The sequence below is a fragment of the Flagellimonas pacifica genome (genome assembly GCF_900215465.1).
In the GTDB taxonomy this organism is placed as follows: Bacteria; Bacteroidota; Bacteroidia; order Flavobacteriales; family Flavobacteriaceae; genus Flagellimonas; species Flagellimonas pacifica.
Genome location: NZ_OBEH01000001.1, coordinates 1,017,447 through 1,041,911 on the forward strand (window position 1 = coordinate 1,017,447; position 24,465 = coordinate 1,041,911).

14 protein-coding genes are annotated in these 24,465 nt (G+C 36.7%); 12 read left to right on the forward strand and 2 right to left on the reverse strand.

The annotated features are described in order from the left end of the window. The first annotated feature begins 8 nt into the window (after nucleotides 1-8). From mads2 to CRO15_RS04610, 8 genes are all read left to right on the forward strand, one after another. Nucleotides 9-2,030: a methylation-associated defense system DNA methyltransferase MAD2 gene (gene mads2 / locus CRO15_RS04575; protein ID WP_097044578.1), complete on the forward strand. Its 2,022-nt coding sequence runs from the start codon at nucleotides 9-11 to the stop codon at nucleotides 2,028-2,030. After that, a complete protein-coding gene (locus CRO15_RS04580) occupies nucleotides 2,031-3,401 on the forward strand; it encodes a restriction endonuclease subunit S (RefSeq protein ID WP_097044579.1) in 1,371 nt (456 codons plus the stop codon). Then, nucleotides 3,389-8,125, forward strand: a complete 4,737-nt coding sequence (gene mads6 / locus CRO15_RS04585; protein ID WP_097044580.1) for a methylation-associated defense system protein kinase MAD6 — start codon at nucleotides 3,389-3,391, stop codon at nucleotides 8,123-8,125. Before CRO15_RS04580 ends, mads6 begins: the two co-directional genes overlap by 13 nt. 2 nt (nucleotides 8,126-8,127) lie before the next feature. Beyond that, nucleotides 8,128-9,681, forward strand: coding sequence for a methylation-associated defense system protein MAD7 (gene mads7 / locus CRO15_RS04590; RefSeq protein WP_097044581.1), 1,554 nt, complete (start codon nucleotides 8,128-8,130; stop codon nucleotides 9,679-9,681). Between the two features lie 7 nt (nucleotides 9,682-9,688). After that, complete coding sequence (mads8, locus tag CRO15_RS04595) at nucleotides 9,689-15,130, forward strand: methylation-associated defense system ATP-binding protein MAD8 (RefSeq protein WP_097044582.1); 5,442 nt, start codon at nucleotides 9,689-9,691, stop codon at nucleotides 15,128-15,130. Continuing rightward, a complete protein-coding gene (locus CRO15_RS04600; RefSeq protein WP_097044583.1) occupies nucleotides 15,130-15,837 on the forward strand; it encodes a PP2C family protein-serine/threonine phosphatase in 708 nt (235 codons plus the stop codon). The genes mads8 and CRO15_RS04600 overlap by 1 nt, the downstream gene beginning before the upstream one ends. A 355-nt stretch (nucleotides 15,838-16,192) precedes the next feature. Then, nucleotides 16,193-16,462 (forward strand): helix-turn-helix domain-containing protein, encoded by a 270-nt coding sequence (locus CRO15_RS04605; protein ID WP_097044584.1) that lies wholly within the window; start codon nucleotides 16,193-16,195, stop codon nucleotides 16,460-16,462. A gap of 2 nt (nucleotides 16,463-16,464) precedes the next feature. Further along, nucleotides 16,465-16,734 (forward strand): hypothetical protein, encoded by a 270-nt coding sequence (locus CRO15_RS04610; protein ID WP_097044585.1) that lies wholly within the window; start codon nucleotides 16,465-16,467, stop codon nucleotides 16,732-16,734. A gap of 25 nt (nucleotides 16,735-16,759) precedes the next feature. Here CRO15_RS04610 and CRO15_RS04615 read toward each other — a convergent pair whose 3' ends face one another. Next, nucleotides 16,760-17,293 carry a hypothetical protein gene (locus CRO15_RS04615; protein WP_133067201.1) on the reverse strand — a complete coding sequence of 178 codons (534 nt, stop codon included), beginning with the start codon at nucleotides 17,291-17,293 and terminating at the stop codon, nucleotides 16,760-16,762. A gap of 544 nt (nucleotides 17,294-17,837) precedes the next feature. On the opposite strand from CRO15_RS04615, the gene CRO15_RS04625 reads away from it, so the two are divergent. Together CRO15_RS04625 and CRO15_RS04630 are read left to right on the forward strand one after the other, a co-directional pair. Beyond that, the gene (locus CRO15_RS04625) at nucleotides 17,838-18,224 is read left to right on the forward strand and encodes a hypothetical protein (protein ID WP_097044588.1); all 387 of its coding nucleotides are present in this window, start codon (nucleotides 17,838-17,840) and stop codon (nucleotides 18,222-18,224) included. Further along, complete coding sequence (locus tag CRO15_RS04630) at nucleotides 18,221-20,527, forward strand: relaxase/mobilization nuclease domain-containing protein (protein ID WP_097044589.1); 2,307 nt, start codon at nucleotides 18,221-18,223, stop codon at nucleotides 20,525-20,527. Before CRO15_RS04625 ends, CRO15_RS04630 begins: the two co-directional genes overlap by 4 nt. 247 nt (nucleotides 20,528-20,774) lie before the next feature. On the opposite strand, the gene CRO15_RS04635 is transcribed toward CRO15_RS04630, so the two are convergent. Further along, nucleotides 20,775-22,091: a tyrosine-type recombinase/integrase gene (locus tag CRO15_RS04635; RefSeq protein ID WP_097044590.1), complete on the reverse strand. Its 1,317-nt coding sequence runs from the start codon at nucleotides 22,089-22,091 to the stop codon at nucleotides 20,775-20,777. Between the two features lie 750 nt (nucleotides 22,092-22,841). Between CRO15_RS04635 and CRO15_RS04640 the strand changes: the two genes are divergently transcribed. Both CRO15_RS04640 and CRO15_RS04645 read left to right on the forward strand, forming a co-directional pair. Continuing rightward, entirely contained in the window at nucleotides 22,842-23,111 is a 270-nt protein-coding gene (locus CRO15_RS04640; RefSeq protein ID WP_097044591.1) for a helix-turn-helix domain-containing protein, read from the forward strand. A 75-nt stretch (nucleotides 23,112-23,186) separates the two neighbouring features. Next, nucleotides 23,187-24,392, forward strand: a complete 1,206-nt coding sequence (locus CRO15_RS04645) for a primase-helicase family protein (protein WP_097044592.1) — start codon at nucleotides 23,187-23,189, stop codon at nucleotides 24,390-24,392. Nucleotides 24,393-24,465: the final 73 nt, after the last annotated feature.

Genomic DNA, 24,465 nt, shown 5'->3' on the forward strand with positions numbered 1-24,465 from the left:
TTGTTTATATGGCCACAGCTATAAAAAGTAAAGAAGAAGTAGTATTAGAAGATAATGAACTCGTTTGCATACTAACAGGAGAAGTAAAGAAAATAAAGGCGCAAGAAACCAATTTGCAATCTGTAATCTTGATGCTAAATGAAGAATATGGATTCGACCTTGATGATATGGAGCGTAATTATACCATTGAATACGAAGATCCAGATACCGGTAGAACTAAAAAACAAAAGGTAGATCTAACCATCTTTGAGAAAAATAAACCACACGAACAAGATTTTATTATTCGTATGTGCATAGTACAAGATGATAAGGTTAAGGAAACCGATAAGAAAAAAGGTCTTGCTGCTACTTTGGAGAATGCGATGGGTGCAGTCAATAATTGTGAATTTGGTCTTTGGGCAAATGGTTCTAGCTATCATTTTCTTCAAAAAGAGGAAGATGGAATTGGCTTCGATTTTGAATTTACAGATTTATCGGACTTTCCGGGAGAAGGAGAAACCTTGGAGGACCTAGATCGTGCGGATCGCTCGCACACACGTACGCCAGCGAACGATTCTTTAATAAAAGTATTCAAACGCTCTCATGATTATATCTATGGTAATGAAGGTCGAAAAAAAGATGCCTTCTGGCAATTGCTCAATCTTATTTTCTGCAAAATCTACGATGAGAAACGGAGATTTATGGAGTTGCCAAACGGCGAAAGCTACCGTCGTAAATTTTGGGTGGGGGTCAAAGAACAAAACACTGACGAGGGTCGCAAAGCTGTGGCCAAAAGAATTAAGGGTCTTTTTGAAGAACTAAAGAGAGATAATTTGTTTTCGGAAGTATTCCAAGGAAATGAAAGCATTGACCTTACGGATAAGGGACTCGCCTTTATTGCAGGAGAACTTTCAAAATATTCTTTCCTAGATGCTTCTGTAGACGTGAAGGGTCTAGCCTATGAAACTATAGTAAGTAATACTCTAAAACAAGAGGCAGGGCAATTCTTTACACCACGTAATATTGTGAAATTTATGGTAGAAATGCTGGATCCTAAAGAGCACCATCGTGTATTGGATCCTGCTTGTGGTTCCGGGGGTTTTCTGGTAATGGTTCTTGATCATGTGCGCCAACAGATTACAAAATATATGTATCCAGAATTAGAAGGGCCTTTGCTAGAAGAAAAATACAATTCGGTAGAAGTGAACGAGCGTGTTCGAACCTATGCAGAGCGTAGTATTTTTGGGTTTGATTTCGACCCTGATCTTAAGAAAGCCGCGCGCATGAACATGGTTATGGGGGGTGATGGGCACGCTAACATTTTTCACGTGAACTCGCTCGCCTATCCGCTATGGGAGCACCCCGCAGAGGTTGAAAAAATAAACCATACGATAGAAGAGAGTATCCAAGCTATGCAGGATATTGAAAAAGTATATACAGCCGATGCTCGTGGAAAGTTTGATATGGTTTTTACCAATCCACCATTTGGTGCCAAAGTAAAGGTCGAAACCGAAATTGCTTCGCGTTATTATCTGAGCCAGTATAGTAGTGCACCAGAAGTTTTGTTCATCGAGGCTTGTTATAATCTTCTGAAAGAGGGTGGTAAAATGGCAATTGTTTTGCCCGACGGTATTCTAGGAAACCCTAATATGCTTTCGGTAAGAGAATGGATTCTTAATCACTTCAAAATACTTGCATCCATAGATCTTGCGGTAGAAGCTTTTTTGCCACAAGTTGGTGTCCAAGCCTCGTTACTATTCTTGCAAAAGAAAACGGAACAAGAAAAACAATTGGCACAAGAACAAGATGAAGACTATGGCGTATTTATGGCAATAGCAGAAAAATTAGGCAAGGACAGAAGAGGAAATCCAATTTATTTGCGTGATGAGGATGGAGCGGAATTATTGTTCAGCTCCGAAACGAGATATCTTGCGAAAAAGAGAAATGGCGAAAAATTATTAAAAATCAGAAAAGAAAAGTTGAGGCAGTTAGACGATGATTTGCCAGGAATTTATGATGCGTACGTTCAATTTAAAAATTCTATGAAATAGATGAAAACTGGACTAATAAAAATATCAAGATTTGATGAAGGCCTAACAGTTTTTAAGCCAGACTATTACTTAAATAGAGGTAAAAGAATAATTTCTGACTTACTGGATAAAAATATAGAAAATAGTCTCTTATCTGAGCTTAGTGATAATATATACCAAGGCGGTATTTTCAAAAGAATTTTCAATAAAGAAGGAGAAAAATCCTATAAGTATGTCACGGCAAGTGATATGGTAAAAGCTCACCCATTAAATACAGCAAAAAATATATCGAAAAAATTTACCCCATGGGTTGAAGAAATGACCTTGAAGAGTAATCAAATTTTAGTTAGTTGCGCAGGTACAGTTGGAAATACCGCTTTGGTTAATGATAGCTTTTCTGGATGTATTGGTTCTCAGGAAATTATAAGAATAGAGAATCTAAAAGTACCCTTTGGTTATATCTACGCATATTTGAGTACTCCACTCGTGCATGAATATATACAATCAATGATTTATGGTGCTGTTGTGCCAAGAATTTCACCTGACGAATTGGGCAATTTGCCAATTTTACTTCCTACTGAAAACAAACAACAAGAAATCAACAACCTTATTGTAAAAGCTTCTGACTTAAGGGTAGAAGCAAACAGGTTTTTGAGTGAGGTTCACTCAATTTTCAATGAAAAATTATCCTTCCAATCAAATAAAGAAATACATTCTTCTAAAGAAGCCAATATAATAAAATATAATTATCACAAAAGACTGGATAGTTCTTATTACATAAATATAAATAATCCAGAAGATGAATTAAGTAAGGGAAAATACCAATCTATTGAACTAGGAAAACTGGTTTCAAGAAAAATGTTTACCGCACAAAGAGGTAAAAGAAATTATGTAGGATCAAATGGAATCCGTTTCCTTTCCACAACAAATATATCTGAATCGAACCCTTTACTTATAAAAAAATACCTTAGTCGAAACACAAAAGGGTTAGACACTTTAATTGTCGAAAAGGATTGGATATTAGTTTCTAGTTCGGGACAAGATATTTTGGGTTCGGCATTTCTTGTCGATAATTCATATTCAAAATGTGCAGTTAATCAGCATTCCATTCGTGTAATAATAGATAAAGAAATTATATCACCTTATTACGTTTATGGTTATTTGTCAACACCCAAAATTAAGGAATACATACGTTCTGGAATTTATGGGTCGGCTGTATTAACTATAGACGAAAACTTTTTAAAACATTTGAAAGTGCCAATTTTGAAAGATGATATACACAGTATTTCCAAAATGGTAAAAAGATCTTCTGCTAAGTTTGAAGAGGCATGTTTTCTGGAAAAAGAGGCTATTGACTTAGTAGAAAAAGAAATAGAAAAATGGCAAAAATAATTAAACCACCATATTTTGATACAGTAGTAAATGCAGGGGAGAAGCGTTTGCTTGATTTTTTACAGGTACAACTTCCCGACAATTATTTCTTAATACCAAACGTTGAGATAGCTTCAACAAACCCTCGAAATAATCGCACCCAATTTTGGGAATATGATTTAATCGTGGTTGCTCCCCATGCTATCTACAATATAGAAAATAAAGATTGGAAAGGCCGAATAGAAGGTGCAGATGATTACTGGTACATCAATGACAGACAAAAGCCCAATCCGCTCAAAACTGGTCGCCAAAAAACGGCTATACTGGCATCAAAACTTAAGGAGGCTAACAGAGATTGGGGAAAGGCTTGGATCCAGAACATGGTAACGCTTTCCTATCCCAATTCATTCATTCCAAATCTTAGACAGGAAGCAGGTAAGCTATCATTTATACTTACCGATGAGCTAATCGATTATATTCAAAATCCTGAACAAATAGGTAAATGGGAAGCGGCAATAATCGATATCCAAAATGAAATTGTTCAATTCCTGATAGGGGAGCAAAACAAAAAAGCTCCTGATGAGAAGAAAGAGGTACAAGGCTACCAGATTGTAGAAATCTTAAAACAAGAGTCGGATAATTACGTAGAATATCTGGTAAAGCCCAAAAATGTAACTTCAAACATACGGAAAAGGGTTAAGGAGTATTCGCTACAGGTGGTAGGTTTATCTCCAGTAGAATTGCTAAAGCGGGAAGAAAGTATCTTAAATCAATACAATGCGCTTGTAAAAATCCGTTCAAATCCGTTCATCCTTCCGGTAGAGTTCAAACTGGATGAAGAAAATCATCTTTTCTATGAAATTACAGACTTGATGGAAGATGATTCTATACGCTCAGCATCCAGAAATAAAACCTTCACTTTTGATGAACGTGTAAGTATTTTAAAGAATGTGATGAGCGCTTTAAAATCAGCCCACAAGGAAAATATCTTCCATAGGGATATTAATCCTGATAATATTTTTTTAAGTAATGGATATGCTTATTTGGGAAACTTTGGGAAGTCATACTTCACGGATCATAATGACCATGGCTACACTGTGATGCCTACGATTAATGAATCGAGTGCTACACCGTACCATCCCCTAGAACTTATCGCCAAAGACGCATCTAGAGCATCGGATATTTATTCCTTAGGGGTATTAATAGCTTGGTTGTTTACAGGAAAAGAACCTATAAAAAATCCTTTTGAACTTGATAAACTAGGAGGACAACTACCGCCGGACAGATTACCGTCTGCTGAGAATAGTTCGTTGCCAAAATGGCTAGATGATATTTGTTTAAAAACCATCTTAACCGACAGCGATAAGCGTATTGATAATATAGAAGAATTGGAAGCTAACATCGAAGAAGCTTTAAAAGTTGAGGTTTCAAGCAAAGAACCTACGAAGGCAACAAATCCTTCTGCCACAAATGACCAACCAGATACATATGATTTAAAAGAAGGCGATCGTGTAGATGACTATATTATTCATAAAATTTTAGGACGTGGTGGTTATTCCCGTGTTTTCAAAGCGAAACATGATTTACAAGGGCGTGATTTCGCTTTAAAACTATTTCATGAAAGTGTGAGTGTTGCTTCTGTAATAGATGAATACAAGGCACTATCGGAACTAGACCATCCGAATATTGTGAAATTTGTATGGAACGGACAAACTCGTTATGGGCAATTCTATACGACTACGGAGTTTCTTGATGGAGATAATTTAAGCACTTACACAAAAACCGATGCGAATTTGCCAATAGGTACAGTTTATAAACTAGCAGAAGATATGCTCTCTGCACTCAGCTATTTACAAAATAGAGAGAAACCTATTCTGCACCGTGATGTAAAACCGCAAAACATTATATGGGATAATGAAGGTCGCTTTGTACTTATTGATTTTAATGTGGCTTCCCTTAAGGAAGATGATAAGGCTTATGTTGGGACTAATCCGTACTTGGCACCGGATTTAGTGGACGGGCATCATATCAATTGGGATCTTTCAGCCGATACCTTTGCATTAGGAATTACATTATATGAACTAGTCACTAAAAAGTACCCTTGGCCACAAGGTCGCATTCCTAAAATAAGTATTGAGCCGGAAAATCCTAAATCGATTAATCAAAGAATTTCCGATGACTTTTCTGAGTTTCTACTGAAAGCAATTGGAACAAATAGTAATAAGCGTTTTTCTTCTGCTCAAAAAATGCTGGACCGCTTATATGAAATAGGAATAGAAAATCTTCTCTCAGAGAACATAGAAAAAGCAAGTTCCGTAGTACTCGATCAGAAGGAATATCATACAGAAGTTTCAATTAGACAAGGGAGTACAGTTATTATTCTTTTAAATGAAATGTCGAATTATAGTCAATTACGGAAAACCATATATTCATCATTAAATAAATTCAAAGAAAAAATCAACGGCTACAAAACCTCAATTTCATTGAAAGAGAAATTGAAAGTCGTAATCAAAGTTGATAACGAAGTCTTGATTAATGAAATTTTTTGGAAAGGTGGTGCGCGTAATTTTAACGATGGAAATATCCTCAAAGTCTACGATGCCCTAAAGAATTCTTTTAAAGAAAACACTAACCGTTTAAAAGAATACAAGATAGATGTTGAAGGAATTGACATGGTTGATTATATAAATTCACTTTATAGTCAATCTAAGTCAGGAAATTGGGGTACACGTGTTAATGATCGAGGATCACAATATGACGAGGCCACATATTCACCATCCAAACTGGATAGAAAATTAATTCCAGATATATTAGATGCACGATTTAAGTTAATAATAATTACTGGCAATGCGGGAGACGGTAAGACAGCTTTCATTAGAAAAATTGAAGATGCTGCTAGCGTTAAAAAACTAAATAGGTTTGAACATAAAAATGGAGCTGAATTTGAAGTAAACGGTGTTCCGTTCGAAAGTAACTATGATGGCTCACAGGATGAAGACGGAAAAGTTAATAACGAAGTTCTTGAATCCTTCTTCCACTGTTTTGAAGGACTCAAAAATTTTAATAAAGCCAGCGAAGGAAGAATCATTGCCATAAATGAAGGACGATTAGTAGAATTTCTAAAAACTTCGAAGAAGTATAAATCGCTTCACGACACCATTGACCAATATTTCTACAAGGAAGGTCATTTTGACTTACCTCCGGGATTAATGATAATAAATCTTAATTTAAGATCAATTACTGCCGTAGATGGTGATGAACCTAGCCTTTTTAGACAGCAAATCAAGGCCTTAACTAAGAAAAGTCTTTGGACTAAGTGCGAAGGTTGCTCACTGGCAAACAAGTGCTTTATCAAATACAATGTTGATTCTTTGAATGACCCTGCTTCTGGCAACGAGGTTATTACACGATTGGAATGGTTACTGCGAACAGTTGGTTTAAAGCGCGAGTTGCACATTACAATGCGTGATCTACGATCTTACATTGCATTCATGATTGCACGTGACCATAGTTGTGAAGAAGTAGATGATGTTTACAATCGTTCATTGAACAAGCCAGAAGAATACTGGCAGCTGTATTATTTCAATCTTACAAATCCGGATCATGAGGATTCTGGAGACAACGACCGTTTAGTAAAATTACTGCGAGAAACAGACGTAGGTAGTGTGGCCATACCGAATTTAGATAGAGATTTATTTTTTGGTCAGCACCTTGCAAGACATTATTTAGAATTTGTTGATCGTGAATTCCATTTGCTGGATGATTTCAATGCAAACAAGATTTGGGTACCCGCACACGAACAGGATAATGAGGTATTGGATAAGATAAAGTCAATTCAGAAATCCTTTGTGCGCCATCAATATTATGAAGGACGTATAGGTAATTATAAAAAGCGGCTTCCTTATCAATCCTTACAGAATTTTTACAAAGCACTTAATGTAGAAAAGGAGAATAGTGTTTCGGATGTAAAACTACGTTACATCACAAATGATGAGCAGTCTAAAAACAAACAGTTCAAGTTTGATGAAGAAGATTTTGCGAATAATTCTTCTTTCACAAAGGCATGTTTAAAACAAATTAAACCTCTTGTGCAAGAGGAAGGTAAAGGAATAAAGCAATTGTCAATAATTAATCCGGCTACTGAATTTATGGAAGTAATTTCTTTAGACTCCTATAAAGGCTGTAGCTGGACAGACTTTAAAAGAGCTACTAATACTCTAGCCATAAAAAAAGCCCTACCCAGACTATATGAGCAGCTAACAGAAGACTCGCTGTTACGCCTTAAAATGTCTATTTCTAGAGCCATCTCAATGAATGAAGGGTGTGAGAATGAGTCTATTTGGCAAAAAAACTTGGTATTGAGTTCCTCGGAAATCAACGATCCTTTTAGTAAATCATTCAGATTGTTCGATCTAAATGATTTTGAGCTATTTGTGAGCCGTACGGATCATCTAGTTAAATATCTGGAATATGAACCGGATAGTCTTGTATTTAGACATAAAAAAGAATCACATATTGAGTTAGTTATTTCACTAGACCTTTTTGAAATGCTTTATTTTATTCAGCAAGGATATAGTCCTTCCCTTAATGATATAAGAGGAAAGTTTGTGGAGCTAACCATTTTTAAAAACCTACTTGAGAACCTTACTTATAATAAGGTAATAGTTACAAGGGATAATCTTGAATTTTACGAAATAAGCAAAGATGTCAAGAATCATCTTAGCATAAAAACAATGCAATTATAATTATGGCCATAAAACTAAATAAGGAAGAAAGCGTCTTAAGGAATGAACTTATTTATGCAGGGGATGCAAAAGCTGTAAACATAGATAATGTATTTGTGAATTTGTTTATGCTTTTAAAACACAATGGTATAAGACCTAGGCAACGAGCCAGAAGCAATTCTTTTATTGACTTGGATACTTTACAGAGAGTTTTTGGAAAATTAGAAGAAGATGGATCTGTAAAAGGCTTCAACGAGAACAAAGAAGCCGCCGAGCTTTGGATGCGAAGTAACTTGGTAAACATGGTTTATAGAGGCAACTTGGATAAAGAGAAAATATCTTCACTTAGACCAATTCACCTTGAAAGTTACAGGGTAAGAAATGCAGCTCATACAAGAGATTATAACACCGCAGATCAAGTGTATTTAATGCTTGGTGCAAATCCCAACGTAAAAGAAGAACTCAAAAGTTTTTTAATGGAAGGTTGGGATAACACAACTAATAAAATTAATATCAGAACCGGTTTAGATGTAGACAGTCTGGGACTACTTCATATTATTAAAAATATTAAACCAGGTTTTTTAGATACTAATAGTTCTTTAAATCAAATCAAGCCACTACTAGAAGAACAAGCCAGACTCTATTGTGACGATGTAAGACGTTTACTGGTTTATAAAAGAAAAATTCCGAGAAACGTTGTAGTAGACTATTTGAAAACTATAACATCATTTCATTTATCAATTTATGTACAAAAGCTAGTTTTTCTTTTGCCTGAAATGGTAGAAAAAGGTTCTATTCGTCATAGTGATGATTGGAGTATTGTGGTAGACGCAACGGATGATTTTGAAAGTAAAATTGCAAAACTTGCGAGCTATGACGCTGAGAACTTAATTAATAGCATATATGATTATGTCAAGGCTACCTATCAAATAAACGCAGCTTTGAGAAGATTAAAGTTGGAGAAAACAAATTCAATAAATCTAGAAAAAGCTCTTAAGATTCTAGCAGAAAAGCCTGTAGGTTTTGAAATATATTTTGAGACTCAGTGGGATAATCTCTACAATTCACTTGAAGAGGATGATCGGGAATTAATTAAAGATATGGTGAAATATGAAGATTCTTATTTCGATAAGTATATTGAATTAATAGTGAAAGCGCGTGGCACGTATCAATATAGATACCATATACAACTTATTGATAATCTCTCACAAAAGAATTCGGAAAGGGGCTTTATGGCTCAAGGACGAAGTAAAAGGCATCCACGGCGTTTTGTCTTAGGTACTCGATTATTAGAAACACTAGTTCAAATATTAGTACTTAATGTTGAAGATGATCATTTCACAACAAAAACCCTTTCCATAGAGGAGTTGATAGAAAATATAAGAACACGCTATGGATTAATTATCAATGGCTTGTCTGAAGAAAGATTTGCGGGCGCAGATTTGAATACGCATTTGGCTTTTAAAGAAAATGTAGAATCGTTTAAAATGAAACTACGCCAAATAGGCTTTTATAATGATTTGAGTGATGCCTACATTTTGCAAAGAATACGTCCTCGATATGAATTAAACGATTAAGAAAAGAATGGAATCAATTACGATTAACATATACTATCAAAAGATAATAGGTCTTATTCTTCAGATACACAATACTGACTTCGAAGCGGCAGGCCCCGGTCATTGTATGAAAATCACAGGGCTAGGTGTTTTAGAATTAGAATATTTATGGGGTTTGCTTGTTGAAAAATATCCGCATCTCAATATTTATATTGTCTCAGAAGCGGAAAACCCAAGTAACAAATTTATTTCTGCTACAAAACTTATTGAGCTTCGTAATAAGCAGGACAAACCACTACTCATCTTAATACCGTCTAATAGCCGTACAGCCGCAGAAGATTCATATGGTAACGCAACCTTTAAAGAAATATCCCTTGAAGGTATAGAAGAGGAATTGGTTAGTACTCTAATAGAACAAGTTCCTGATGATGTTTATGACATAGTGGTCAATGATATAATAGACTATTTAAACCCGTCAAACACCGAAGTAATAGATTACCTAATAGCCATTGATCAGGAGAAGTATGAGCCTTCGGCAATTGGAAACAGTCTATTTAAACTTTCTTTGGTACCTGACAGTATTCTTTTAAAGTATGTTGAAAAAATCAGGTCAAGGTTAAATTTCAATAGGGAAAGTGTTGAGTTGTTGTCAGCTTTCAATAAACCATTATATGATAGAATAGCTAATCTTAAGTTAGAAACTGATTCCATACAAAAGGATATTGTCAATTTTCTCAAAATTGAAAAAGGAGCAAGAAATGCCCAAGAGATTTGTAGTGCTATAAAAAATGGATATGATGAATTAAATTTCAGCTATTGGCCCATTCCTGATTTGGATTTTACGCATATTAAATTAATAACTGATGAGATTAAGTCTAAAGATTTAAAAGTAGAAGATGGAACTAATGTGCTTTATGCGCAAGAGGGTAATGTAGCGAAGTTGAAAGTTCGTTTTCACACCAATCCAAATCCAAAGGATATAAAAGATTTACGATTCTTTAGGATTATACTGATGGCTGTAAATGGAAGTAACGGAGAAGAAATTACAGTACTAAGAAAAGTCAAAAACTCAAATTCTAATAGACCCTACAGAGATGCCACGCTTGAGTTGAACCCTAATATCATTGAAGAAGGTTCTTATTTTATAAAGGTTTTAGCCGAGGACGACCACGGCAATATGTTAAATACTAATGATGAGTTTCGTGAGTCTAAGATTCAAAAAGCGTGGGAAGAGGCTAAGAAAGAAGATGAAAGTTTATCAAAAAGTGCTTTTCCTTATAAACTCAGCTGTGATTCGATTGATTTTGACTATGTAATTGAGGAATCTGTAGAACGCGATGAAGACCAGCGCAAGGATAAGCTTAATAATGTTTTACAGGCCTATTTCAAATATCGTATTGAAGCGTTAAGGAATGATATCGAAATTGAATTACCAAAACCTTCAGAAACATCAAATATTTGGATTAATGACGGAAAGGAAAAACATAACTCTACGTTTCATATCAATTATTCTGACCAACATAATTATCAAATCAACATCTCGACCAAACTACGTCAAATAGAAAATAAGTTGCTCGCAAATGCTGATAGCTTGGGCTATGTAAGATGTCAACTAAAAGGCAATAAACTGGCAATAGGATTTGAACAATTACAATTTGTAAAGAGCGAATTAAATGAAATTGTACCAAAATCATTACTAAAGTCAAGATTGCAACTTTTTGAAGCTGTTATTAATTCCAATACAAATGCTAATGGAATTTTTGAAACGGCAGATATATTCAATCTCAAAGAGAACATAAGGAAATATGCAGACACATATACTAAATGGACAACAAAACTAAATAATCAGTTAGCGACAGACGAGATAACGTTAGATGAGAAAACAAAACTAAGAGAGTTTCTAATCGAATTGCAAATGATTGACCTGGTTAAGGTCAAAAGTAAATTACCTGACGGAAGTAAAGTTGAGGCAATACTCCTTTCGCCTCTGCATCCATTACGCTTATGTTGGACTTTACAACTTCTGGAAGTTTTTGAGAATTGGGAACAAAGAACAAAAGAGTTTTCTGGACACAAAGAATCTTGGTCACAACATTTAGAAGAATTGTTTATTGGTCAGCTCTCTCCTGAAAATAACCAACAAGTTTTAATTGAAACAATTTCTCAAAAACAATTTAATTATAGTGGCGAGTTATCATTTGGATGGGGGCTTTACCTGAGTACGGTGTCCCAAGAATCTAAAAATGGAATGACTTCTATTTCTAGGCAACTCCAGCATTATTTCAGGTTGCTATTTAATATCACAAAGGACAACTATGTAGAGACTGACTTAAGTGTCAAATTGGTAATTCGCCATATCAGAAATTACCTAGCGCAACATCCTTATATTGACAAATTAGTGGTTAACTTATTTAATGCAGGTGATGCAGAAGTTTTTGCCAACGCGTTTGTCGAGTTAGAAAAAGAAAGGGCATTTGAAAGTATCAACTATGAGGTTAGAATTTTTAAGGGCAATGACAAAATAATTGAGCATGGAGAGGCTTTAAAGACCTTAATTAATCCAGAATCAAATATTTCTGAGGAGGCAGAGGCATTTTCGCAACCTTCTAGAAATAGATTATTTCCCAAACTACGCTTTTCAATCAATGATATTTCGGACTTTTTAAAAGAACCTTCAGCCTACACTTCCCATTTGAGCTTTTTAGTAAGTCCATTTCCAATAACCATAGAACTTATACAACCAGGAGTCGAAGATCGTAATTTTTATTTGAACGGCTTAATTACGGAATCTACAGTTAAGGTAGACGAAAATGGATCACAGATTAAGTGGAATCGCTTTATTCAAGGTAATAAGTTACCTGTAAAATACGATACGGCAGGTACAAACGGTATTAAGCTTTTTGAGAACCTTCAAAGTTTTATAAGTGGAGCTTTAGTGTCAAAACACACTTCATCTGTACCTTCTACACAACTTAGATTAAACGATAAGGACAAGGTTTTACTTACCCATCTACACGACTATTCCGATTGGGTAGTTACGTTTGATAAAAATCTAGGGCCACAAATATTTGATCAACCATCTAAGGATGGTAAAATACCATTTTTATTAGACTATGTTCCCGGAGAAGAAGCTTTAGGAATTTCATCTTATCTTACGACAAGGCCTACCTCGGAAGTGTTAGGACTATTGGGGCCTCACTTTGAAGAATTTAATCTTAATATTCATAATGAAAAGGATGAGCATAAAATCAAAGTACTTCTTGAAGATTTAAGAGCAGTAAGTAGTTCATTGGTGCTTCAATTAAATTCTTCGAAAAACAAGGCTTTTGAGGTCATTGGCTCCGCATTTACTAAGCGTGTATTAGAAAAAAAAGAAATGTTGGAAGATGCTTTTCTGATTCCAATCGACTTGCATCAAAATCTATTTGAGAATCTGCCATCTGGAAGCAAATCAAGAGCAGATAATTTACTTGTTTCAATTAACCCTAATAAAAAGGAAATATTAATCTCGGTCATAGAAATAAAGTGCCGTAAAGCGCTAGGAGAAAATGAAAAAGATGCCCTTAGGCTAAAAATGCTCGATCAGATAGAAAATACAATACAAGCCTTGAGGAATCATTTTGACCCTTCATACAATAATTCCTTTGATCGGCTAGATAGAGAAATTAAAAACAAGGAATTAAAATCATTGTTGACATTTTATTTAGAAAGAGCACATAGGTATGAGTATCTATCCAATAAGGCATATAATCAGTATTTAGCTTTTCTACAAAAACTGGATTCTGGGTTTAGTCTTCATTTTAGAAGATTAGGTTTAATTTTTGATTTTGCATCAGCAGAAAGGCATAAAAAGGTTGTCTTGGATAATGAGTCCACCTTTTTTACTTTCGGAGGAAAATTGATTGATGATATTCTCGATCCTGATTCAGATTTGAATACTAAGAGACTTGAAGAAAGTAATTTTGACAAAGACCTAATAAAAGCCTTTGGGAATAGGAGCGAGCTTAAACCTTTTATTCAAAGATTCAAATCGAAATTAGAACCTAGCGAAAGTACAACAGGTACTAAGGGAGACAAAGAGGCTAAAGATTTATCGGAAGTTAATTCTCAAACCGATACCCCTACAATAAGTCCGACGACCAGGCAAACGCCATATCCAAAAGATCAAGAAAATACTCTTAGGGCAGCGGAAACTGAAATTGAATTAAACACAAAGGACAATTCTAGAGAACTCATATCAAGTCATAATGAATATGTCAGCCCTGAATTTGATATACTTATTGGTAAAACATCTCCTAGCGATCAATTTGGAATTCTTGGAGAAAGTATTCTACAGAAAAAAATCGCCATTGATCTTAGTGAAACAAATACGATTAGCCTATTTGGAGTGCAAGGTGGCGGTAAAAGTTATACCATTGGGACTATATCCGAAATGGTTCTAAAACAATTTAGCAATATAAATCTACTCCCTTCACCACTAGCAGGGGTTATTTTTCACTATAGTGAAAGTATGGACTATGCGCCTGAGTTTACCTCAATGATACACTCTAATGATGAAAATCGGGAATTAGAAAAATTGAAAGTACGTTATGGAGCTGAACCAGATAATATTGAGGATGTTATTATTCTTACCCCAAAGGATAAAATTGAAGAAAGACAAGCCGAATATCCATCTATTAAAGTATTGCCAATAGCTTTTAATTCCAAGGAACTTAATGTACAAGATTGGCTGTTTATTTTAGGAGCAATAGGAAATGACTCCACTTACATAAGACAGCTAAAAGCAATAATGAAACAGCATCGATCTAATATTACTATAAACGCTCTTTCAGAGAGTGTGGAAGAATCTGAACTATTGAGTAATTCTCAAAAAGCATTAGCAAGGCAGAAACTAAGCTTTGCTCGTGAATATATTGATGACAGCTTTATGATGAGAGATGTGTTAATGCCGGGAAGATTGGTGGTTGTTGATTTAAGAGATGAATTTATTGTAAAAGATGAAGCCTTGGGTCTTTTTGTCATAATGCTTAATATTTTCTCAGCGGTAAAAAATATTAACGGATTGCATTTTAACAAATTCATTGTATTCGATGAGGCTCATAAGTATATGGATAATAAAGATTTAACTGGAAATATTGTTACCGCAATAAGAGAAATGAGACATAAAGGAGTGAGTATAATGATTGCAAGTCAAGACCCACCTAGTCTTCCAAATGAAATTATTGAATTGAGTTCTGTTGTACTACTACACAAGTTTAATAGTCCACAGTGGCTTAAACATATTCAAAAGTCAATAACCCAACTTTCTACTCTAACCCCTGCAGACATGAGTGCTTTGACTCCGGGAGAAGGATTTTTATGGGCAACCAAAGCAACTGAAAAAAGTATTTCAGTTAAACCTGTAAAAGTTTCTACTAGACCTAGGGTAACCAAGCATGGGGGAGGCACTATACAAGCTACAGGTAACTAATGAATGCTATTACATTTTCACATATAGGTAAAAGAAAGACAAATCAAGATGTGATTTGTGAGAGTAGCCTAGGTTCCGGAACGGATCTTTATATAATTGCTGATGGAATGGGAGGTTACGATAATGGAAGGCTTGCGGCTTCGATGACAGTAGATAGCATTTCAACATTTTTGTCTACCCTTAAAGAAATTAATGAAGAAAGCATTCAGAAAGCGGTCAACAAGGCAAATCTTGTAATACGACAATTTCAAGAACTGAATCAGTCTAGGCTGGGAGCGACAATAGGGGGTGTCATTGTGGAAAATAATTTGGCTAGATGTTTTTGGGTTGGTGATGTAAAAATATTAAGGTACTCAGATAGCAAATTGAATTTTGAAAGTAAATCCCATAATTTATTTAATGAGACCTCAGATGACGCTACCTCTAATATTTCAGAAATAAAATCCAAATATTCACACATAGTAACACGATCTGTTCAGGGTAACCTGAGGAAATCTTACGTCTCTTATCAAGAATTAGAATTGAATGATAAGACAGATAAGCTAATAATCTGCTCAGATGGACTACACAATATTATAGATGGCCATAGCATCGAATATTTACTAAAAAACAGTAAATCATCAGATGAAGTAATTGAAAAAATTAGAAATAGATTAAAAATGGAGGCTGAAGATAATGCTAGTCTTATTTTTGTTTTTGGCGCATAGCCTTTGATTTAAGAGATTGGTAGTATTACAATTTGTTTATATAAATAATACCTTTTTTAAGCACTAAGTTCAAACATCAAAAACGATAGAAACCGAAAATGAAAATAACCATTAGTATCTAAAATCAGAAACTGCAAAGGTTTGCGTTTCTCTGCATATATATAGAAAAAAGTCAACCTTTATAGCTCTAAAGTTTAAATTTTGCTAAAATAATGACCGATTATTCGATAATTTTACTCTTAATGCGTAAAGCCCTTTACTTACTGATACCTCACAACGAATTAAAGAGTGATTTGTCGAAATCCGAAGCCTCACAATAATAGAAAGCATACCTTCTATTTTTTTAAGTCATATTATGGAGGTCGTTCTATTAGAAAAAGAAGCTTTTTTTGCCTTGTTTCGGAAGGTGGTCGAACATGTTGAAACCAATAGGAAGGACACCGAAGATAAATGGATTGATGGCGCGGAGGTAATGTCCATACTCAGAATAAAATCTACAACCACATTACAGAAATTAAGGGATGAGGGAAAAATCCGGTATTCCCAACCTCAAAAGAAAATTATCCTTTACGATAGGGAATCCGTTATGGAATATATTGAGAAACACGCCCGAGAAACCTTTTAATTATGGAAGAAGAAATCAAAGTCGACGACAAATTTAAAAGTGCCTTTAATATAGGTTACCGTGTGGCAGAGGAGCTGAAGCTAAAAACTCAAATTCTAAAAGACCAAGAAAAGCTGATGGCAAATAATCCGATACATATGGGTATGCAACAGTTTATTGATGAGGCCAAACTTTCCGTAAATATCAAAAAGAGCGAATCGTTAGATCAAAGTAGTGATGATACCCTTAAAAGAAAGAAAAATAAATCGCGTGGCAAAGGCCCGAGCTTATAATTGCAGGAGGACTATTTTATAAGAATCAATTTATTGCCGAACAGTACATATCAATAACCTCTAGAATATTCTCATATGTATATTTATCCACCAGCGATAAATCAAACTCGCTAGCGAAATTGCATAGGATTACTTTGAGTTCCTCAGAGGTATCTTCCTCAAGATTGCTCGCATTCGGTTCATAGATTTTATAAGCGAGAGACCTGCCGAATTCCTCATCGAATTTCTTTTCTGAATAAGTATCATCATATTCGAAATCTTCCAAATAGTACAGATATTTCTGGTTTACACCCCAAAAATATAAAGCGGTAAGCTCTTCTTTGTCCAGGTTATTTTTAAAACGCCGTAGCCTCTCAAATAGGGCAAGTTCAATTTCATAAGGCAGGTCAAATCCGTAATGGTTAACACTTTCGAACAAGTCGGTAATAGCCCTGCTATTTGATTGCGGTCCGAAGCAAAATTCCATCAATAATTTACGGAGTACTGTCTTTTTGAAATAGGCCACCGTGGCCGAATTGACCTCTTTTGTGATGAACATTTTGTCGCTGATACTGATCAAAGGGCTTTAAATTTTGAAGTTGTTTGCAGGTTGGGATTTTAAGATTACCCAAAGATACCGAGAAGAGAATTTAACCGAGGTTGTTATTCGCAATTTAACTTTTACCACCAATTATATATTCCCCAAGCCGCTGCGGAAGTCGCACGAACCTTCCACTCCGATCCTCCCGATCGGGCGACCTTCGACCGCCCACTTTCGGTCGTCTTTCCATTCCAGTTTTGCCCGACACCCTCACGGCCTCCCGAAAGCCCAAGCGGCGGAAATGCCGCTTGCCCTTTTCTCCCCCTACCCACAAAAAGCTTGGACATTTCCGTATTTCCTTCCATTTTTTCAACACCATATTAGACCAGATAAATCTACTAGCTGTACCCATATATATTGATATGGTCTTATATGATATATTAGGTTAAATAACTGAATATAAGTTGTTTATAAACAATATTAATCACTTATATTTATCCGTGAAACGGATAGCGAGGTGCATTCTAAGTAACTTAGAATTGTCTACTTCTTGCGAAGTGTTTTGCTTTAAAAAGCAATTAAAATGGAACAACGGAAAAGAGGCCGAAAACGATTGGGAGATAGGAAGCGATACCATAACATCATGCTGCGGTTCAACGATACGGAATACGAAAAATTGGGACAACTATGCCAATCCTATAATCTGGATATTTCGCAAAGGGGAACGATAAGTCCGCTTTTGAGAAGATTGGTTTTGCAACAAGAGGCCGATGAAAAAGATAGTCTACCCGATACCTCGAACCTTGCCTACCATATCAACAAAATCGGCAACAATATCAACCAACTGGTAAAGATAGCGCACCACAAGAACCTAAGAAGTCCGAACAGTAGTTTGCAAAACGAGATACAAAGAACAAACGAATTGCTTTACTCACTTATCAAAATTGCGATGGAAGAAAAACCAGCATGATAGCGAAGATCATTTACGGCGAAACCTGTACGGGAACATTGAACTATGTCCTCGGCAAGGAAGGTATGCAAGTACTCGGTTACGGCAATACGTTTTCGCAAAGCATATCGCCAAAGTTCTTCGGCAGTGTGCTTCATTTTCAAGGACAGCGCAACGCTACCAAGAACCGCTATGCCCATATTAGCCTGAACCTTCCGCACGGGGAACATTTGGATGATAAGACCTTCTATAAAATTTCCGAGGAATATATGGAAAATATGGGCTTTGGACACCAACCCTATGTAGTGGTACGGCATACGGATACGAAACACGAACACGTCCATATAGTAACGACCACGGTCAAGGAAGATGGAAAAGTACTCGGAATCTTCAATAGCCATAGAAGGAGCATGGCGACACGGCAGCATCTCGAAAAGAAATACGGCCTGACACCTGCTCCAACAACGAGACGGAAAGAGCAACTGCGGATACTCAGGTTGCCAGAACTTCAAACAGGTGCGAACGCAACCCAAGGAACGCGGTATTATTTACAGGATGTACTCAACACCATCAATCAAAGATATAAGGTGCGTAGTTTCGAGGAACTGGCAAGACTGGTCAGGCCCTATCATATTGAAATAAAGACCACCACAACCGAATCGGGAAGGATGGGGGTAATGTATGGACTGGACAACCAAAATGGGTATAGAACAAGTTTCATCAACGGCTCCGAGGTGCACCGTAACCTGAGCGGCCCGAAACTACAAAAGGTATTCGACATCCATTCCAAGTCGAAGCTGTTGCAGATGCACCGCAAACGCCTTTTGAAACAAATAGAGACTACCTACGACCTTTTTAAGGCCATCCATCCGTATGAACTAGAAGAAGTTTTAAAGGACTATCAGGACATCGACATAAAACTGGACACGAAAGAAAATGTCATCGAAGGATATACCGTCTATGACAAATCGACGTACGTTTTCAGGTCAAGGGAACTTTCCCAAAAAATCCGAATGCAGAACCGTTTGGATATTTTCGGGAACGGCAACCAACCCACACGAATTGATACCGAAAGCAAACAGTTCAAACTGGAAATCCAGAAACTGATTAAGGAAGCGTTCAATACATCCTATCTTAAATCTCCAAAACAAACAGGACTGCTATCGGAACATATGATGACCAAGAACTTCGGCGATATCGGCCCCATTCTTATAGCTTCCAAAAAATATATTTTCTTGGAGCGATATATTCCAAAGAGCCGGCAAAAGGAATTCAGGACGGCTTTACATGCCGCCTTTCCCATTGTAAGGAAAAGATTGTACGAACTTGAGACCAAGAAAGAAAAGGCCGCCCTGCAAGGTAAATTCGACTTGATAGGAAAGGTATTGAAAAACAAGATTTTCAATGTCGGCACGGAGCAGGGGAGCGTTCGTCTTTTGTTCCAAGCGTTGGGGGTAAAGTATCATGACAACCAATTGTCTTTTACGAATTCGAACAGACATACGGTTCCGGTAGAATTAGGAAAACTGTCTTTTCCAAAGGAAATGGAGAACTATGTGTCCTCTGGATTCGTCCGTCAGAACCATTTGATGCTCGAAACATTGTCCGAAAAGTCTTCCGAAAACACTCCCAAGTTGACGGCAACCGCAATGTTCCTGCCGATGATTTTCCCGAAGCTCTATAAAAGAATGAATCCCGAACACAAAAAGCAATATGAAAGCTTGGCGTTAAGTGCCTATGTAAAAAGTGCCGAACGGATGCATGCACCTTTTGAAAAATCGGCAAAGGACTATATCGCCTTGTTCAACGCGAAAGGTTTCTATTTTACAAAAGGAGAGGACGGGTTCAAAATCAAATCCATTTATACGGGCAACGAATCGAGTTATACCCTGCCCAAGAGAACAGGTCTTTATCTAAATTCGATTCCCGACTTGGCGAGGGTCCTACAGGAACAAAAGCCCATCATCAAAAATCTATTGGAAGAGGGCAGGAACGATTTAAAAAATCTCTGGGCAGGACATTTAATGGAAAGAGGATTGTATGACAAAGTCGCGTACATGCTAACGGCCGAAAATGTGCGGCCGAACTTGTACCGCGAGGTAATTCTCCACCACATGGATAACGGGCTGCGACCATGCCTTGTTCAAGTATCTCAAAGGCAATCCAGTATCAAACGGAACCGTGCGCTGAGAAAAGGAGTTTATGCCATTGGTAATTTCTTGGGTGGTGGTAGTTATATTGAAAAAGAGATGTTCAACGGGTTCAAGGACGAGTTTACGGATTTTACAAAATTCAAGAAAAAGGATACAGGGCCGTCATTGTAGAATAAATAGAGGGTTTTTGATATGAAATTTAGCGTCCCTGACGGGCGCTTTTTGTGGATAGGGAGAAAAAAGAATCTTTTTACTAGAAAAATAGAAAACCAAAGCCCTTTCTAATCATGCGAATAATCCCGAAACCAATTCCGACTTTTTTTTTGAAATCCTTTTGAAATAAAGTTTTAAACCCGACATAATTAGGTCTGGAATCGCTGTAAGCGTGGCATTCTATTTCCAGCACTTGGTTTATTTTTTACGAGGCTGTAATTTTAGCATTTATTTCATCCAGTATTTTCTCAGAAACACTTTTGCCATAATGTTTTTCTGTCACCTGAACGCTGGAATGCCCGAGACCCGATGAAATTTTTCGGATGTCGATGCCCATATCCAAGCCTATGTTTGTCCATGTGTCTCTCAAAGTATAAGTAGTAATCTTTTTATCGATTCCTGCAAGGGCTGCAATACGTTTGGCATACCTATTGAAAATTTTAACCTTTCCGTTGTTGACTTTATGCAGTTTCTCGGGTGTAGTGTTTGCTGGAATAATGGGAAAAAGATAATCTTCTGCGTTTTGTCCATTTAGATAATAGCTTATGATTTTGAGTGATTCTTCATTTTGAAGTACACTAAAGTAATCTCCCTCATAATGCGTCTTTTTACGGAAGTACTTAATGCGGTTATCCTCGAATTGAAATCTCTTGATAATTGCCATATCAAAATGGTTCATACCCATGTTGTTGAACATAAAGAGCAAATAATTCCGGGTATGCCAAATAGGGGAATTAGACGCTAATTTTAATTTTCGGATAGCATTTATATCTTCCAAGCTAATAGGGGCGGGAGCATTTTCATGGCTTTGTTTTTTTATGCTTGACATGGGTTTATGATCTCTTAAATCCTGATAGGTCTTTCCCGCATCGTTCATTATGGCCTGCAAACTTCTAAGATGAATCGCTGGTGTATTTTTTGATTTGTAACGATTGCTCATATAGGCTTTAAAATCTTTCAGAAAACCATAGTCCATAGCCTTTATTTCCATATCCAAATCCGTAAAACTATCCAATACTTTTAGTTTCTTGTCCTCCTTTTTGTAAAGGGTTTTAATCAAAACAGTATCATCCTGTCCTTTTAGGTTTTTTCGAAATTTAATCAAAGCTTTTAGGGCATCCTCGTAAGAGCTGGCCGTAGAGAAACGTTCTTCAAGCCGAAGCCGATTTAGATATATTGCCCCGTGGTTAAGGATTGAACGGGATGGTAATTTGTTAAAGAATATTCGTTCTATCTCGGATTTTAATTTTTTAATCTCCCACTTTCGTATTTCGCCCTCATGTTCTGCCAACCATAAATCAACTTCGGAATATATTTTTCGGACACGCTTTGTGTGCCTTACGGCGTTCATAATTCCCGTGATATTTCCAGTAAGAGGATCAAATTGATTTTCCTTTAGATGTAAATTGAAAGAAATGTAGCGTGTTTTTCTGTTATGACTAATACGCAGTACCAACATGAATTTATTATCTTTAGTGGTGTTAGATGAGCGTTTATCGAAGGTTAACTTAATTGTTGCCATAATGAGGGAGGATTTTTTTCAGCGTGCTTTCAGCGTGCTTTTTTTGAATTGAGGTGGTTTATATTGATATTAAAGATAAGTAAAAACCCTGTAAAATGGGTATTTAAGGACATATAAAACCATATAGAACCATAATTGAACCGACTGTTAATCAGAGGGTCCTTGGTTCGAGCCCAAGAGGGGGAGCTATCAATAGTAAGGCTTCAGAGAGTTTTCACTCCTGAAGCCTTTTTTATTTGCACATAATTTGCACATAATCCATTTTATTTCTTGCATAATTTAATTTCGTACTATTTGGATGTGTTTGAAACCAAATTAGCAGGAAATAAGTATTTGATAGTCAATATTTTTATTGCTTTGTAAAGCTTTTGATTTTCAAAACTTCTGGAAGATAGTTACTTCCGATTGAAATATTTTGCTGCTCTAGATTAAACTAACTTGATTCTCTTTAAATAAGACCTCATTTCATAATTTCTAAATTTAAATTGTTGATAACTCCAAAATCCCTCCATTTTTAGAAAAACGCAAATGGTAGCATTTGAATCGTTTTGAAACCAAATTTTATTCACTAAATGATATTTGGTTTCATTTATACTGATTTGGCACAAGTCATTGTATATCAAATATTTGTGTATAAAATTAGGGAATCGACTTTATCTTTTCCCGTCCTTCTTTTTACCTTTATACCAGGAATTTTCTAAAAGAAAGCAAAAGCGCTTTTGTTCATTTTTTAATCTAAAAAGAAACAAAATGGACAATTTTTTAATACTCGAACGGCTCGACCGTTTGGAAAGACTGTTGATGGCCAATAAAGAGGTACTGACCTTTGAGGAAACCTGCGACTATACGGGTATATCCAGAAGCTATCTGTACAAACTTACCGCCGCTGGGCATATCCCGCACTCCAAACCCAACGGGAAACTGATTTTTTTCGAAAAGAAGAAAATCGTCGATTGGCTGCTCCAGAACGAACGGAAACCCATTCCTGAAATCGAAACTATAGCGGAACCTGTTCGTTAGGTAATAACAATTCTAGGTTTTTATCAATTCACAGTACGCCTTTGGAATCACCTTTGGCTTCTAAAACCTTATCATATGAAATCAATTCCTTATTTAAGGGTGGGCACTTCGTACTACAAATTGGTACAGGCACCAACTATCGCCGGACATTTCAACGAGATCTTGGTCCATTGGAACATCGAGACCATTCGTCAGGACCATGGGAAGGATTATTTGAGCAAGGTGCCCAAGTACGATGGCTTTACATGCATCCCGAGCCATTTGGGTTTCAAGCAGGAATACAAAGGGTTCTACAATACCTATTCCCCGTTACCGGCAATCCCCAAAGAAGGGGAATACCAAACCTCATTGGAATTCATCGAACACATTTTTGGGAAGCACTATGAACTGGGGTTGGACTACCTGCAATTACTGTATACAAAACCGGTCCAGGTGCTGCCCATTCTCTGTCTGGTCTCCAAGGAACGTTCAACGGGCAAGAGTACTTTTTTAAAGTGGTTGAAGGCCATCTTCGAAAACAACCTGACCTATCTGACCAATGACAGTTTCAGCAGCCAGTTCAATGCGGACTGGGCCAACAAGCTTCTCATCTGTATCGACGAGGTACTGTTCAACAAGGAAGAGCTTACCGAGCGCATCAAGTACCTGAGCACTACCAATATCAACAAATTGGAGGCCAAGGGAAAGGACAAGCGGGAAGTGGAGTTCTTCGGAAAGTTCGTTCTCTGTAGCAACAATGAGGACAATTTTATCAAGATAGACGGGAACGAGACCCGGTTTTGGGTACTGAAGATACCAACGCTCAAAAAAGAGAAAACGGATTTCCTCCAACAACTGGTATCCGAAATACCAGCTTTCCTGTACTATCTGCAAAAACGACGATTATCGTCCGAACAAACCACCAGAATGTGGTTTACCCCAAAACAGATTAGAACAGCCGCGTTAAAAAAGTTGGTGCAGAACAACCGTAATAGGGTTGAAAAGGAACTGGCCAGTATCCTGTTCAGTGTCATGGAAAAGTTCGAAATGAAGGAAATACATCTCTGTCCCATAGATGCGCTGCACCTGCTGAACAAGACACGTGTCAAGACCGACCTGACCCAATTGCGGAAATTGCTGAAGAACGATTGGAAACTCGTCAACCAGGACAACTCCAACAAATACCAAAAAGTGACCATTTGGAGCGATGGAGATATCCACATGACCGATGCCAAGGGAAGGTACTTTACGGTGGAAAAGGACTTTTTGACCAAAAATTTTGATGATACGATGACGGAATAGCACGGGGCCAATGTTCATGGGGTCCGAGGCTGTCATCATTCTGTCATCATTCTGTCATCAAAAAAAATAATGA

What these genes read in the sequence shown, in the direction of transcription:
- CRO15_RS04645 (WP_097044592.1), top strand. Translation starts at nt 23,187, where the DNA reads ATGAAATCAATTCCTTATTTAAGGGTGGGCACTTCGTACTACAAATTG.
- CRO15_RS04600 (WP_097044583.1), top strand. Translation starts at nt 15,130, where the DNA reads ATGAATGCTATTACATTTTCACATATAGGTAAAAGAAAGACAAATCAA.
- CRO15_RS04610 (WP_097044585.1), top strand. Translation starts at nt 16,465, where the DNA reads ATGGAAGAAGAAATCAAAGTCGACGACAAATTTAAAAGTGCCTTTAAT.
- CRO15_RS04630 (WP_097044589.1), top strand. Translation starts at nt 18,221, where the DNA reads ATGATAGCGAAGATCATTTACGGCGAAACCTGTACGGGAACATTGAAC.
- CRO15_RS04640 (WP_097044591.1), top strand. Translation starts at nt 22,842, where the DNA reads ATGGACAATTTTTTAATACTCGAACGGCTCGACCGTTTGGAAAGACTG.
- CRO15_RS04605 (WP_097044584.1), top strand. Translation starts at nt 16,193, where the DNA reads ATGGAGGTCGTTCTATTAGAAAAAGAAGCTTTTTTTGCCTTGTTTCGG.
- mads6 (WP_097044580.1), top strand. Translation starts at nt 3,389, where the DNA reads ATGGCAAAAATAATTAAACCACCATATTTTGATACAGTAGTAAATGCA.
- CRO15_RS04580 (WP_097044579.1), top strand. Translation starts at nt 2,031, where the DNA reads ATGAAAACTGGACTAATAAAAATATCAAGATTTGATGAAGGCCTAACA.
- mads8 (WP_097044582.1), top strand. Translation starts at nt 9,689, where the DNA reads ATGGAATCAATTACGATTAACATATACTATCAAAAGATAATAGGTCTT.
- CRO15_RS04625 (WP_097044588.1), top strand. Translation starts at nt 17,838, where the DNA reads ATGGAACAACGGAAAAGAGGCCGAAAACGATTGGGAGATAGGAAGCGA.
- mads2 (WP_097044578.1), top strand. Translation starts at nt 9, where the DNA reads ATGGCCACAGCTATAAAAAGTAAAGAAGAAGTAGTATTAGAAGATAAT.
- mads7 (WP_097044581.1), top strand. Translation starts at nt 8,128, where the DNA reads ATGGCCATAAAACTAAATAAGGAAGAAAGCGTCTTAAGGAATGAACTT.
- CRO15_RS04635 (WP_097044590.1), bottom strand. Translation starts at nt 22,091, where the DNA reads ATGGCAACAATTAAGTTAACCTTCGATAAACGCTCATCTAACACCACT.